Below are 13,565 nucleotides of genomic sequence, written 5' to 3' on the forward strand. Positions count from 1 at the left end.
TGTGGCGCCTCTACTCCATCACGATCTGCAGCTTCACGTCGCTCGGGCGCGCTTCGACCGCGCGATCGAAGGCCTTGATCGAATCCTCGAACCTGAAGGTTTCCGAAATCAGCGGCTTCAGATCCACTCTTCCCGAGCCGAGCAACGCGATCGACCGTTCATACTGGTGGGCGTAGCGGAACACCGTTTCGATCCGGATCTCCTTCGTGGATGCCGTCGAGACGTCGAAGCCGATCGGGTTGACCGGAAGGCCGACAGCGACGATGACGCCGCCCGGGCGCGGCAGCGCCATGATCGTCTCCCAGGCCTTCGGCGAACCGGAGCATTCGAAGACGACATCCGCACCCCAGCCGTCGGTCAACCGGCCGACCTCTTCGATCAGGCTCTTCTCGCGGATGTTGACCGGAATGACGCCCTGGTATCGTGCGGCGATATCGAGCTTCGGCTGGGCGAGGTCGGCGACGATCGCCCGGGCGCAGCCGCCAGCAAGCGCGGCGATCGCCACCATCGTGCCGATCGGTCCGGCGCCGAGGACGACCGCGGTATCGCCGGGCGCGATCTTCGCCTTGGCGGCTGCCTGCATGCCGACCGCAAAGGGCTCGACCATGGCGCCCTCGGCGAAGCTGACATTGTCGGGCAGCTTGAAAGTATAATTGGCCGGATGCACCACTTCCGGCGTCAGCACGCCATGGATCGGCGGCGTCGCCCAGAAGCTGACATCAGGATCGATATTGTAGAGACCGAGCCGGCTTGCCTTGGAGTTCGGGTCGGGAATGCCGGGTTCCATGCAGACGCGGTCACCGATCTTGAGATGCGTCACGCCTGCTCCGACCTCGACCACCGTGCCGGCCGCCTCATGGCCGAGCACCATTGGCGCGTTGACGACGAAGGGGCCGATCTTGCCATGGGTGTAATAGTGAACGTCCGAACCGCAGACACCCACGGTGTGAATCCTGATCTTTACCTGCCCCGGCCCTGTATCCAGCGGCAGATCGATATCGCGCAGCGCAAGCTCATGCTGGCGCTCCAGCACCAGCGCACGGACTTTGGTCATCGTCGGTTCCTTCCCTATGGCCCCGCGATTGAGGGGGTGCCGTTGCCGTGACTATAAAACCGGAAGCCGCTTCGATTCAACTGCCATAGCAAGCTTTTGCTCAGCGCGTGACGAAATGCTCAGATGCGTAGCCCGAAAGATAACCGCCAATAAACCTCCGTATGATTCCGGAAGGGCGCGCCGCAGAGTACAGTCTTGATCATGAACCACGGCAAGTGGGAAGGGCGACCAAGCGATGAAGCATGATAACGACAATGTCGGCAGAGACCGGCTTTCCTCGATGATCCCAAGACGGCTCAGGAAATTCTGGCGCAGGTTGGTCGACGATTGGCATGCCGCCCTTCAAAGGGACAATCCGGGGCGGCCGATGCGCGTCATTCTGCGGACGCGGGATCGAAATCGCCCCCCGCAGCATTATTAGGCAAGTGGCCCGCAGGACGCGACGGAGCATGACCGCTCCCGGCGCCATGCGGATCGGCAATATAGGAAGCCGTCATGAAGTCGATCGCGTCATTCTGCCTGTTCGCATCCCTTCTCTTCGCCGCCAGCCAGGCGACTGCAGCCCTGGAAGAAGCCTCGCTTCCTTCGCCACAGCAGGAAGAACTGCTGGTGCCCGCCAATGTCGAGCTCACCTTCACCGGCCCGGTTGATCTTGCCCGCTCGACCGCAACCCTGCTCGACGCCCAGGGCAAGGCGCTTCCCCTGGGCAAGCCGTTCCTCTCGGGTCCCGAAGGGTCCATATTCAAGATCCCGCTCGACCCTTCGATGGCGCCCGGCCTCTATACCCTCGACTGGCGCGTCCTCTCGATGGACGGCCGCAGCGCCGAAGGCCGTTATCAGTTCCGGGTCGACCCTTGAATTTTCAAGCTCGCACTACGCCACCGCGCTCCGGCGTCTTGTCTGCCGGCGCCACCGTTTCCGCTCTGGCCGCCTAAAAGCATTTATAAGATTTTTATATTGATGCCGTCCCGGCAATCTCGAACCTTTATGCCCTTCGGCTCCATATTCGTGGCCGAGAGGTCGGAAAGATCATCTCCACGCCAGAAAGCATGAAAGGCGGCCGCCTCCGGGAGGGCGCCCTTTATCTTGTCTGACTCCAAGACGAACGACAGGAGTCACGATCATGATGGATATCATTTTACTCGGCACGGCGATCCTATTCTTCGCGCTGTGCTTTGCCTACACCCGTGCCTGCGACAGGCTCTGACAGGAGAAACGACGATGACCCTCGATAATGTCCTGGGCGGTGCGGTAACCGTGTTTCTCACACTTTATCTCACCTACGCTCTCCTTCGCCCAGAACGTTTTTGACGAGAACTGGCGCTTGCGACGTCGCGCATGCGTGACCGAAAGCGGCCGGCTATTGAAAGTTGACCTCATGACCCTCAACGGATGGCTTCAGATCCTGCTCTATTGCGGGATCGTCCTCGTGCTCGTCAAACCGCTCGGCGGCTACATGACGCGTGTTTATAACGGCGAGCGCACATTCCTTTCACCGGTCCTCGTTCCGATCGAACGGGGGCTTTGCCGTATTGCCGGCACCGGCGAAGGCGAGGAGCAGCATTGGACTTCCTATGCCTTCTCCATGCTGATGTTCAACCTGCTCGGCGTCCTCGTTCTCTATGCGCTGATGCGCCTGCAAGGCGTTCTGCCCTATAATCCGGCCGGCATGGCCGCCGTCCCGCCGGAGCTTTCCTTCAACACCGCCGTCAGCTTTCCGACAAACACCAACTGGCAGAACTACGGCGGCGAAAGCACGATGTCCTACCTCACGCAGATGGCCGGACTGACGGTGCAGAATTTCCTGTCCGCGGCGACCGGCATGGCAATCGCAGTCGCCTTTATCCGTGCCTTCGCCCGGGCCTCCGGCAAGGCGATCGGCAATTTCTGGGTCGATATGATCCGCGGCACGCTCTACATCCTCCTGCCGAGCTGCATCGTGCTGACGCTCGTCTTCGTCTATCTCGGCGTGCCGCAGACGCTCGGCCCCTATATTGATGCCACGACGCTCGAAGGCGCCAAGCAGACGATTGCCGTCGGCCCCGTCGCCTCGCAGCTCGCCATCAAAATGCTCGGCACCAATGGCGGCGGCTTCTTCAATGCCAATTCCGCTCATCCTTTCGAAAATCCCGACGCGATTTCCAACCTCATCCAGATGGTGTCGATCTTTGCGATCGGTGCGGCTCTCACCAACGTCTTCGGCCGCATGGTCGGTAACCAGCGCCAGGGTTGGGCGATCTTGGCCACGATGGGCGTGCTTTTTGTCGCCGGCGTCATCGTCACCTATTGGGCGGAAGCCGCCGGCAATCCGCTCCTGCATGCCTTCGGTCTTGGCGGCGGCAATATGGAAGGCAAGGAGGTGCGCTTCGGCGTCGCCCTGTCCTCACTCTTCGCCGTCATCACCACCGCCGCCTCCTGCGGCGCGGTCAATGCGATGCATGGCAGCTTCACCGCACTCGGCGGCCTGATCCCGCTGATCAACATGCAGCTCGGCGAGATCATCGTCGGCGGTGTCGGCGCCGGCTTCTACGGCATCCTGCTCTTCATCATCGTCGCCATCTTCGTCGCCGGCCTGATGGTCGGCCGCACGCCGGAATATCTGGGGAAGAAAATCGAGGCGAAGGAAATGAAGATGGCCGTTCTCGCCATCCTCTGCCTGCCGCTCGCCATGCTCGTCTTCACCGCGATCGCCACCGTGCTGCCCTTCGCCGTCGCCTCGATCGGCACCGCCGGCCCCCACGGCTTCTCCGAGATCCTCTATGCCTATACGTCGGCAGCGGCCAACAACGGCTCGGCCTTCGGCGGCCTGACCGGCAATACGCCCTGGTACAACGTCACGCTCGGCATCGGCATGCTGATGGGCCGGTTCCTGGTCATCATCCCGGCGCTTGCCATCGCCGGCTCGCTGATCACCAAGAAGGCGGCCCCAGCCTCGGCCGGCACGTTCCCGACGGACGGTCCGCTGTTCGTCGGCTTGCTTGTCGGCACGATCCTGATCGTCGGCGGCCTGACCTTCTTCCCCGCGCTGGCCCTTGGCCCGATCGTCGAGCACCTGGTCATGATCGCCGGCCAGACCTTCTGAGGTGATGCCATGATCCTCCGTCGCCGGCTTCGCCACAGCATCCATCGCCGCCCCGGCGCGCCGGGACGGAGACATGGGCCGGGCCCCCAAGCCTCCGACGTCATCCTGGTGATGATGGCAGGCCTGCTGGTTGCTGTGGCGATTTTCAAGATTTTACAGGGCTGACCGCAAAGGTTCGCCATCCTCGTTTCAAAGCTGGAGTCTCTTATGAGCCAGGCAAAATCCGCGAGCATCCTGGATTCTCGCATCCTCATTCCGGCCATCGGTGCCGCCTTCAAGAAGCTCGCCCCCCGCGCGCTGGCCAGAAACCCGGTCATGTTTGTCGTGGCCACGGTCTCGGTGCTGACAACCGTCCTCTTCCTGCGCGACCTCATCGCCGGCAACGGCAATCTCGGCTTCTCCTTCCAGATCAATCTCTGGCTCTGGTTCACCGTGCTCTTTGCCAATTTCGCCGAGGCCGTCGCCGAAGGCCGCGGCAAGGCGCAGGCGGATTCGCTGCGCAAGGCGCGCACCGAAACCCAGGCCAAGCTGCTGACCTCCAACAATGGCAGAGACTACCGCATGGTGGCGGGCACCAGCCTCAAGGTCGGCGATATCGTGCTCGTCGAAGCGGGCGACATCATCCCTTCCGACGGCGAAGTCATCGAAGGGGTCGCCTCCGTCAACGAAGCGGCGATCACCGGCGAATCCGCCCCTGTCATCCGCGAATCCGGCGGCGACCGTTCGGCGGTCACCGGCGGCACCCAGGTGCTCTCCGACTGGATCCGCGTGCGTATCACCGCGGCAGCCGGCTCCACCTTCCTCGACCGGATGATTTCGCTTGTCGAAGGCGCGCAGCGCCAGAAGACGCCGAATGAGATTGCGCTCAACATCCTGCTCGCCGGCATGACGCTGATCTTCGTGCTCGCCACCGCGACGATTCCGAGTTTTGCCGCCTATGCCGGCGGTTCGATCCCGATCATCGTGCTCGTCGCCCTCTTCGTTACGCTGATCCCGACAACGATCGGTGCGCTCCTTTCGGCGATTGGCATTGCCGGCATGGATCGCCTCGTTCGCTTCAACGTGCTTGCCATGTCCGGCCGCGCCGTCGAAGCAGCCGGCGACGTCGACACGCTGCTGCTCGACAAGACCGGCACGATCACGCTCGGCAACCGCCAGGCGACGGCCTTCCGCCCGGTCCGCGGCGTTACCGAGCAGGAGCTCGCCGATGCCGCCCAGCTTGCTTCGCTGGCCGACGAAACGCCGGAAGGCCGCTCGATCGTCGTGCTCGCCAAGGAAAAATATGCGATCCGCGGCCGCGACATGGCGAGCCTCAAGGCTACTTTCGTGCCCTTTGCCGCCCAGACCCGCATGAGCGGCGTCGATCTCGAAGGCGCCTCGATCCGCAAGGGTGCGGTCGACGCCATCCTCGCTCATGTCAATGGCGACGCGCCCTCGAGGAACGGCAGTGAAGTGATGCGCGAACTCCAGTCGATATCAGACGAGGTCGCCAAGTTGGGCGGCACGCCGCTCGCCGTTGCCCGCGACGGCAGACTGCTCGGCGTCATCCAGCTGAAGGACATCGTCAAGGGCGGCATCCGCGAGCGCTTCACGGAACTACGGCGCATGGGCATCCGCACCGTGATGATAACAGGCGACAACCCGTTGACGGCAGCGGCCATCGCCGCCGAAGCCGGCGTCGACGACTTCCTCGCCCAGGCGACACCGGAGATGAAGCTGGCACTGATGCGCGAGGAACAGTCCAAGGGCAAACTCGTCGCCATGTGCGGCGACGGCACCAACGATGCGCCGGCGCTCGCCCAGGCCGATGTCGGCGTCGCCATGAACACCGGCACGGTCGCTGCTCGCGAGGCCGGCAACATGGTTGATCTCGACAGCGACCCGACGAAGCTCATTGAGATCGTCGAAATCGGCAAGCAGCTGTTGATGACGCGCGGCGCGCTGACAACTTTTTCGATCGCCAACGACATCGCCAAATACTTCGCCATCATCCCGGCGATGTTCCTGACCTTTTACCCGCAGCTCGGCATTCTGAACATCATGGGACTGTCGACGCCGCAAAGCGCCATCCTCTCGGCGATCATCTTCAACGCGCTCATCATCATTGCGCTGATCCCGCTGTCGCTGAAGGGTGTCCGCTACCGTCCGATCGGCGCCGGCGCGCTGCTCTCACGCAACCTGCTGATCTACGGTCTCGGCGGCATCGTCGTCCCCTTCATCGGCATCAAGGCGATCGATATGGCCGTCGCGGCCTTCGGCCTCGCCTGAACACGTCACGGAGTTAGGAACAATGTTGAAAGAATTTCGCCCGGCAGTCGTCATGATCGTTGCCACCACCGCCATAACCGGCCTGCTTTATCCGCTCGCCATGACCGGAGCCGCCCAGGCCCTCTTCCCCGCCCAGGCGAATGGCAGCCTGATCGAGAAGGATGGCAAGGTGATCGGTTCGACGCTGATCGGCCAGGCCTTCACCAGCGACAAGTATTTCCATGGCCGCCCCTCGGCCGCCGGCGACGGCTACAATGCCGCCGCCTCCAGCGGTTCGAACCTCGGCCCGACCAGCCAGAAGCTGATCGACCGGGTCAAGGGCGACTATGACGCCGCCAAGGCGGCAAACCCCGACGCCGAGGTGCCTGCCGACCTCGTCACCGCCTCCGGCAGCGGGCTCGATCCCGATATCTCGCCCGAGGCCGCCTACTTCCAGGTGCCGCGCGTCGCCAAGGCGCGAGGCCTGGATGAAGCCAAGGTCAAGGCGCTCGTCGACGGCGCCGTCCATGACCGCGAGCTTGGAATTCTCGGCGAACCCACCGTCAATGTTCTAGCGTTGAACCAGAGCCTTGATGCTTCTATGACTGAGTGAGGTTGTGGTTGTGATGCGACTTCTCCTCCTCCCTCATCCCTGTGCTTGTCACAGGGATCCAGCAGCGTCGCGTCGGCGACGCAGGAGACTCCTTTCACGCGAAGGACTTCGCGTGGCTAGATTCCTGTGACGTCCCTCGGGCAAGGCCCGAGGAAGGGAATGAGGGAGAAGGAAGCGTAGCGCTCACCCTAAGTACACGCATCGGCAGAAAGACCAAACCACATGCCAGACGACAATCGCGACCAGGCCGGCAGGCCCTCGCCCGATGCGCTTCTCGAAAAAGCCCGGGCGGAGATGCGAGGCCGTCTGAAGATCTTCCTGGGCGCCGCGCCCGGCGTCGGCAAGACCTATGAGATGCTGATCTCAGGCCGGGCCAAACTCGCCGACGGTCGCGATGTCGTCATCGGCGTCGTCGAGACCCACGGCCGCAAGGAGACCGAGGCGCTGCTTGCCGGCTTCGAGATCATTCCGCGGGTGAAGGTTGCCTATCGCGGTCAGACGCTCGAGGAAATGGATCTCGACGGCATCCTCGCCCGCCGGCCCGGTCTCGTGCTGGTCGACGAGCTCGCCCATACCAATGCCGAGGGCAGCCGTCATCCGAAGCGTTATCTCGACGTCAAGGAACTGCTCGATCGCGGCATCGACGTCTATACAACGCTGAACATCCAGCATGTCGAGAGCCTGAACGACGTCGTCTCGCAGATCACCCGCATCCGCGTACGCGAGACGGTGCCGGACTCGATCATCGACCTTGCCGATGACGTCGAGATCATCGACCTGACTCCTGACGATCTCATCAAGCGCCTGCATGACGGGAAGGTCTACATGCCGAAAACGGCGGAACGGGCGCTGACCAACTATTTCACCCCAGGCAACCTGACGGCGCTCAGGGAGCTTGCCCTGCGCAAAACCGCCCAACGCGTCGACGACCAGCTGCTCACCCATATGCAGGCGCATGCCATTTCCGGCCCCTGGGCGGCGGGTGAAAGGGTGCTCGTTTCGGTCGACCATCACCCGCGCTCGGCTTCGCTGGTGCGATATGCCTCGCGCATGGCCTCGCGGCTGCGTGCGCCCTGGGCCGCCGTCTACATCGAAACCAACCGCTCCATCAGCCTGACCGAAGCCGAGCGCGACACGGTCGCCGCGACGCTGCGCCTTGCCGAACAGCTGGGCGGCGAGGCGATCACCATTCCCGGCCGCGAAGTGGCCGAGGAACTGGTTCGCCATGCGACCGCCAACAACGTCACCCATATCGTCATCGGCGCTCCGAAAAAGCCGACATGGCGCGACTGGTGGAGCCATTCGATCACCGACGAGCTGATCCGCAAGACCGGCGAAATCAGCGTCCACGTCATTTCGGGCAACGAGAAGGATGGCACGATCGCCCGCGGCGTCAGGGCCGCCCCGACCGCGCCACCGCTGGATTTAAGAGCCTATCTGCTGGCGACCGTCTACGTGGCCATTGCGCTCGCGGTCAGCGTCGTGCTCGACCAGGTGCTCGACGTGCGCAACCTCGCTCTTGTCTTCCTGATGGCGGTGCTGACCTCCGCAGTCATCCATGGCCTGCGGCCGGCGCTTTACAGCTGCATTCTCGGCGCGCTGTCGTTCAACTTCTTCTTCCTGCCGCCGCGCTACACGCTGACGATCAGCGACCCTGAAAGCGTGCTGGCCCTGTTCTTTTTCCTAGGCGTCGCCATCATCGCCAGCAACCTTACCGCAACCGTGCAGCGCCAAGCCGCAGCCGCCCGGCAGCGGGCGCGCACGACGGAGGATCTCTATCTCTTCTCGAAGAAGCTCGCGGGTACCGGCACGCTCGACGACGTGCTCTGGGCGACCGCCTTCCAGCTCGCCTCGATGTTGAAGGTCCGCGTCGTGCTGCTGCTGCCGGAAGAGGGCAGTATCGCCGTCAAGGCCGGCTATCCGCCCGACGATACGCTCGACGAGGCCGATATCGCCGCGGCGCGCTGGGCATGGGAGCACAATCACGCCGCCGGCCGCGGCGCCGATACCCTGCCCGGCGCCAAGCGCCTCTACGTGCCGCTTCGAACCGGACGCACCGCCGTCGGCGTGATCGGCCTCGATAGCGACCGCCGCGACGGGCCGCTGCTGACGCCGGAGCAGCAGCGCCTGCTCGATGCGCTGGCGGACCAGGCGGCCCTGGCGATCGAACGGGTCCAGCTTGTCGCCGATGTCGACCGGGCACGGCTTGCGGCCGAGGCCGACCGGCTGCGTTCTGCCCTGCTCACCTCGATCTCGCATGATCTGAAGACGCCGCTGGCCGCCATCCTCGGCGCCGCCGGCACGCTGCGCGATTATTTTGCCTCGATGCCGGAGGAGGACCGCAACGACCTGCTCTCCACCGTCGTCGACGAGTCCGAGCGGCTCAACCGCTTCATCGCCAACCTGCTCGACATGACCAAGATAGAATCCGGTGCAATGGAGCCGAACTCCGCTCTGCACTATGCAGGCGATATCGTCGGCAGCGCACTGGCCCGCGCCACAAAGATCCTCGAGCGCCACAAGACCGAGATGAGCATCCCCGCCGACCTGCCGATGGTGCGGGTGGATCCCGTCCTGTTCGAGCAGGTCATCTTCAATCTGCTCGACAATGCCGCGAAATACGCGCCCGAAGGATCGGTTATCCACATCGAGGGCTGGGCGGACGCCGACAACGTCGTCGTGCAGGTTTCGGACGAAGGGCCGGGCATCCCGCCGGCCGATCTCACCCGGGTCTTCGACACCTTCTACCGCGTGCGCAAGGGCGATCAGGTACGCGCCGGCACCGGCCTCGGCCTGTCCATCTGCCGCGGCTTCATCGAGGCGATGGGCGGCACGATCGCCGCCGGCAACCGCAGAGGCCGCACGGGCGCCGTCTTCACCATCCGCCTGCCGATACCCAATGACATTCCCAAACTGGATGAACTCAAATGACCGGTTCAGCCGTCAAAATCCTCGTCGTCGACGACGAGCCTCCAATCCGCAAGCTGCTGCGCGTCGGCCTGACCGCGCAGGGCTACGAGGTGCAGGAGGCGCCGAATGCTAGCGCCGCCCGCCAATCGGTTGCCGACGATATGCCCGATCTCATCGTGCTCGACCTCGGCCTGCCCGACAAACCGGGCCACGACCTCTTGCAGGAGTGGCGCGACGAAGGGCTGTCCATGCCCGTCGTCATCCTGTCCAGCCGCACCGACGAGGCCGGCATCGTCAGGGCGCTGGAAAGCGGCGCCGACGATTACGTCACCAAGCCTTTCGGCATCAACGAGCTCGGCGCCCGCATCCGCGTGGCGCTGCGCCACCGCCTTCAACAGCAGGGAGAAAAGGCGATCTTCCAGACCGGCGGACTGTCGATCGATCTGGTCAAGCGCATCGTCCGGGTAGACGACAAGGAAGTAAAACTGTCGCCGAAAGAATACGACATCCTGCGCGTGCTCGCCCAGCACGCCGGCAAGGTGCTGACACACCAGTTTCTTTTGAAGCAGATATGGGGTCCGGCGGCGGACGTGCAGTATCTGCGCGTCTATGTCAGGCAACTCAGGCAAAAGGTCGAGCAAAGCCCCGACCAGCCGCACTATATCACCACCGAGACCGGCGTCGGCTACCGGCTCAGGGAACCGGACTGACATCCTCCTCTCCCTCCCGCTGCCCGAACAGTATCGAGAATGACATGAACCTTCCCAACATCATCCGGCCGGAACACACCTTCATCGGCGTGTCGATGTCGACAAAATGGCGCGCGCTGCAGACCATAGCGGACAAGGCCGGCAAGGCCTTCTCCGTCGACGGCCAGGCCATCCTGAAGGCACTCGAAGCGCGTGAGAGGCTCGGCTCCACGGGAATCGGCAATGGTATCGCCATCCCGCATGCGGCGATCGACGCCATGAGCAGCCCGCGCGGCCTTCTCATCCGCTTCGCGCAGCCGCTGGATTTCGAGGCGATCGACGATATTGCGACCGACATCGCCGTTGTGCTGCTTTTCGGGGAGAACAATCGCGGCGAATATCTGAACGTGCTTGCTGCCATCGCCCGGCAACTGCAATCGGACGGCGTGCTCGCCGCCATGCGCAAGGCAAGGACGGTCGACGAATTCTATTCCGATTTCATCGCCGATTCGCGGGCATGAAAAAGGCGCGGCCCGGAGGCCGCGCCCTCATTCTTGTCAGGCAGCCTTAGAAATCGCGCTGGAAGCGCAGGAAGCCGAAGACTTCGTCGTCGCCTTCGTCCTCATCATGATATTGCACGCTGAGCTTCGAACGCAGGTCTTCAACGATCTGGTAGTCGATCGTGACGCCCGTCGTGTAGGCGCTGCCGCCGGTGAAGCCGTTGCCGTCAGCCTCGAGAGCAATGTTTTCGAAATACTGGAAGCCGGGAGTGATCTTCCACTTGTCGTTGATCTTCAAGGCGTATTCGGCGGCGATCGTCCACTCGGACTCTTCATAGTAGTAGTTGGCGCCGCTTGCCCAGATGCCGGCGATGCCGAGCGTGCCCGGTCCGATATCGGCATAGACGATGCCACGGACAGCGACTTCGCTGGTGTCGACATCATAACCGGCAAGCAGGTAAGCGCTGATGGCGCCGGCCTTGTAGGAGACCTGACCTGCGACACCGAAGTTGTTCGGGCCTTCGCCCGGCTTGGTGGCATAGTCTTCCTCCAGCTCGTCGATCGAGAGGCCGGCCGCGAACGCGCCGTTCTCGTACTGATAGCGGATCGAGTTGTGGGTCGTCTCGTTGCTGGCGAGGGTATCGGTCTCGCCGCTCATGTCGTCATCCCACCAGCTGTAGAGCTTACCGACGCGGAAACCGGCGATGTCGAGATAGCCTTCGTCCAGCAGAGCTTCCTGATCGGAGGCGTTGTCGGCATTGTAACGCAGCGTCAGGACGCCGGTGAGCGTGCCGTACTCGGTGTCGTTCTTGGCCTGGAAGGTGACCTGGCCACGCGTCCAGAAGTTTACGTCGGAATCGCCGGAGATATCGTCACCGAAGCGCACTTCGGTACGGATGTAACCGCCGATGGAAAGGCATGTTTCCGTTCCCGGAATATAAAAATACCCCGTGCCGTAGGCGTCGCAAACGCGAACATATTCCACGGGCTCGGGTTCCGCCGCCACGATGGCGTCGGCTGCGCGTGCTCCGGAGGCCGCGGCAAGGGCGGCAACGGAGGCAAAAAGGATAGTTCTGATATTCATTTTGAATGGCCCTAACAGGTTTGGAATGCGAGGCGCATTTCAAGGATGCCCCCACGTAGCGGTCGGCAAATACAACCGCACCGTCGCCATATAGGAATCGGCAAGTGTCATCGCGGCAAAATCTGGGCAAAAATCAGCATCGCTCGCGTCTGATGTGAAGGAACTGTGGCCGAAAAAACACGCTTCTGCGGCAGGCGGCGGCGCAAGTGCGATTGGCCGCGGCCAACTCCGGCACATCCATTTCAAGAACCGCGCTTATATGGAATGGCATTCTATCGACCCGGCCGGAACAGGAAGAACCTTCGTTTCATTATACGACTGACTTGATAGAGTTAAGAAGACAACAGGAGGGTTCCTATGCAGACACAACGGCTCACCCGGCTTCTTGCGGCGGCGGTCATGGCAGGCAGCTTCGCGATGGGAAGCATTGCCCCGGCATTCGCAGATCAGACGCTTCTTAACGTTTCCTATGATCCGACCCGAGAATTGTACAAGGATTTCAACGCCGCTTTTGCCGCCAAGTGGCAGAAGGACAACGGTGAAGCGGTGACGATCAAGGCCTCTCATGGCGGTTCGGGCGCTCAGGCGCGCTCCGTCATCGACGGCCTCGACGCCGATGTCGTCACGCTGGCGCTCGAAGGCGATATCGATGCCATTGCCAAGGCGACCGGCAAGATCCCGGCCGACTGGAAGAGCAAGCTGCCGAACAATTCGACGCCCTACACCTCGACGATCGTGTTTCTCGTGCGTAAGGGCAATCCAAAGGGCATCAAGGACTGGGGCGATCTGGTCAAGGACGACGTCCAGGTCATCACGCCCAACCCGAAGACCTCGGGCGGCGCCCGCTGGAACTTCCTGGCCGCCTGGGCATGGGCAAAGCAGGCGAATGGCGGCGATGACGCCAAGGCGCAGGACTTCGTCGCCAGGCTGCTACAGCACGTTCCGGTTCTCGATACCGGTGCGCGCGGCGCCACCACCACCTTCGTCCAGCGCGGCCTCGGCGACGTGCTGCTCGCCTGGGAAAACGAAGCCTATCTTTCGCTTGAGGAACTAGGCCCCGACCAGTTCGAGATCGTGACGCCGACCTTCTCCATCCGGGCCGACCCGCCGGTCGCCGTCGTCGATGGCAATGTCGACAAGAAGGGCACGCGCAAGGTCGCCGAAGCCTATCTCAATTATCTCTATTCCGATGAAGGCCAGAAGATCGCCGCCAAGCATTATTACCGGCCGATTAAGCCTGAAGCCGCCGACCCGGCCGACATCGCCCGCTTCCCGAAGCTGACGCTGGCCACCATCGAGGACTTCGGCGGCTGGAAAGAAGCGCAGCCGAAATTCTTCGGCGATGGCGGCGTATTTGACCAAATCTACAAGCCGGCCCAATAATAG

11 protein-coding genes are annotated in these 13,565 nt (G+C 62.8%); 9 read left to right on the forward strand and 2 right to left on the reverse strand.

Annotated elements, in window-relative coordinates; all coding sequences use genetic code 11:
* Window positions 1–10 precede the first annotated feature (10 nt).
* Entirely contained in the window at window positions 11–1,054 is a 1,044-nt protein-coding gene (locus tag J0663_RS27655) for an NAD(P)-dependent alcohol dehydrogenase (protein WP_207245577.1), read from the reverse strand.
* A gap of 495 nt (window positions 1,055–1,549) precedes the next feature.
* On the opposite strand from J0663_RS27655, the gene J0663_RS27660 reads away from it, so the two are divergent.
* From J0663_RS27660 to J0663_RS27695, 8 genes are all read left to right on the forward strand, one after another.
* On the forward strand, window positions 1,550–1,912 hold the full coding sequence (locus tag J0663_RS27660) for a copper resistance CopC family protein (RefSeq protein WP_207245578.1): 363 nt from the start codon (window positions 1,550–1,552) through the stop codon (window positions 1,910–1,912).
* A gap of 363 nt (window positions 1,913–2,275) precedes the next feature.
* Window positions 2,276–2,365 carry a K(+)-transporting ATPase subunit F gene (kdpF, locus tag J0663_RS27665; RefSeq protein ID WP_207245581.1) on the forward strand — a complete coding sequence of 30 codons (90 nt, stop codon included), beginning with the start codon at window positions 2,276–2,278 and terminating at the stop codon, window positions 2,363–2,365.
* 67 nt (window positions 2,366–2,432) lie between these two features.
* Window positions 2,433–4,136, forward strand: a complete 1,704-nt coding sequence (gene kdpA / locus J0663_RS27670) for a potassium-transporting ATPase subunit KdpA (protein WP_207245586.1) — start codon at window positions 2,433–2,435, stop codon at window positions 4,134–4,136.
* Between the two features lie 207 nt (window positions 4,137–4,343).
* Window positions 4,344–6,404 carry a potassium-transporting ATPase subunit KdpB gene (gene kdpB / locus J0663_RS27675; RefSeq protein WP_207245587.1) on the forward strand — a complete coding sequence of 687 codons (2,061 nt, stop codon included), beginning with the start codon at window positions 4,344–4,346 and terminating at the stop codon, window positions 6,402–6,404.
* A 22-nt stretch (window positions 6,405–6,426) separates the two neighbouring features.
* A complete protein-coding gene (gene kdpC / locus J0663_RS27680; RefSeq protein WP_207245589.1) occupies window positions 6,427–6,996 on the forward strand; it encodes a potassium-transporting ATPase subunit KdpC in 570 nt (189 codons plus the stop codon).
* A gap of 222 nt (window positions 6,997–7,218) precedes the next feature.
* On the forward strand, window positions 7,219–9,927 hold the full coding sequence (locus tag J0663_RS27685; RefSeq protein ID WP_207245590.1) for a sensor histidine kinase: 2,709 nt from the start codon (window positions 7,219–7,221) through the stop codon (window positions 9,925–9,927).
* Entirely contained in the window at window positions 9,924–10,616 is a 693-nt protein-coding gene (locus J0663_RS27690) for a response regulator transcription factor (protein WP_207245591.1), read from the forward strand. Before J0663_RS27685 ends, J0663_RS27690 begins: the two co-directional genes overlap by 4 nt.
* Window positions 10,617–10,660: 44 nt before the next feature.
* On the forward strand, window positions 10,661–11,116 hold the full coding sequence (locus J0663_RS27695; protein ID WP_207245593.1) for a PTS sugar transporter subunit IIA: 456 nt from the start codon (window positions 10,661–10,663) through the stop codon (window positions 11,114–11,116).
* Between the two features lie 46 nt (window positions 11,117–11,162).
* Here J0663_RS27695 and J0663_RS27700 read toward each other — a convergent pair whose 3' ends face one another.
* On the reverse strand, window positions 11,163–12,179 hold the full coding sequence (locus tag J0663_RS27700; RefSeq protein WP_207245594.1) for a porin: 1,017 nt from the start codon (window positions 12,177–12,179) through the stop codon (window positions 11,163–11,165).
* Between the two features lie 357 nt (window positions 12,180–12,536).
* Between J0663_RS27700 and J0663_RS27705 the strand changes: the two genes are divergently transcribed.
* A complete protein-coding gene (locus J0663_RS27705; protein ID WP_207245596.1) occupies window positions 12,537–13,562 on the forward strand; it encodes a sulfate ABC transporter substrate-binding protein in 1,026 nt (341 codons plus the stop codon).
* Window positions 13,563–13,565 lie beyond the last annotated feature (3 nt).

The organism is Rhizobium lentis (assembly GCF_017352135.1).
Lineage (GTDB): Bacteria > Pseudomonadota > Alphaproteobacteria > Rhizobiales > Rhizobiaceae > Rhizobium > Rhizobium lentis.

Bases quoted from the DNA above. Each gene is read 5' to 3' on its own strand.
- J0663_RS27655 (WP_207245577.1), bottom strand. From the start codon at position 1,054: ATGACCAAAGTCCGTGCGCTGGTGCTGGAGCGCCAGCATGAGCTTGCG.
- J0663_RS27660 (WP_207245578.1), top strand. From the start codon at position 1,550: ATGAAGTCGATCGCGTCATTCTGCCTGTTCGCATCCCTTCTCTTCGCC.
- kdpF (WP_207245581.1), top strand. From the start codon at position 2,276: ATGACCCTCGATAATGTCCTGGGCGGTGCGGTAACCGTGTTTCTCACA.
- kdpA (WP_207245586.1), top strand. From the start codon at position 2,433: ATGACCCTCAACGGATGGCTTCAGATCCTGCTCTATTGCGGGATCGTC.
- kdpB (WP_207245587.1), top strand. From the start codon at position 4,344: ATGAGCCAGGCAAAATCCGCGAGCATCCTGGATTCTCGCATCCTCATT.
- kdpC (WP_207245589.1), top strand. From the start codon at position 6,427: ATGTTGAAAGAATTTCGCCCGGCAGTCGTCATGATCGTTGCCACCACC.
- J0663_RS27685 (WP_207245590.1), top strand. From the start codon at position 7,219: ATGCCAGACGACAATCGCGACCAGGCCGGCAGGCCCTCGCCCGATGCG.
- J0663_RS27690 (WP_207245591.1), top strand. From the start codon at position 9,924: ATGACCGGTTCAGCCGTCAAAATCCTCGTCGTCGACGACGAGCCTCCA.
- J0663_RS27695 (WP_207245593.1), top strand. From the start codon at position 10,661: ATGAACCTTCCCAACATCATCCGGCCGGAACACACCTTCATCGGCGTG.
- J0663_RS27700 (WP_207245594.1), bottom strand. From the start codon at position 12,179: ATGAATATCAGAACTATCCTTTTTGCCTCCGTTGCCGCCCTTGCCGCG.
- J0663_RS27705 (WP_207245596.1), top strand. From the start codon at position 12,537: ATGCAGACACAACGGCTCACCCGGCTTCTTGCGGCGGCGGTCATGGCA.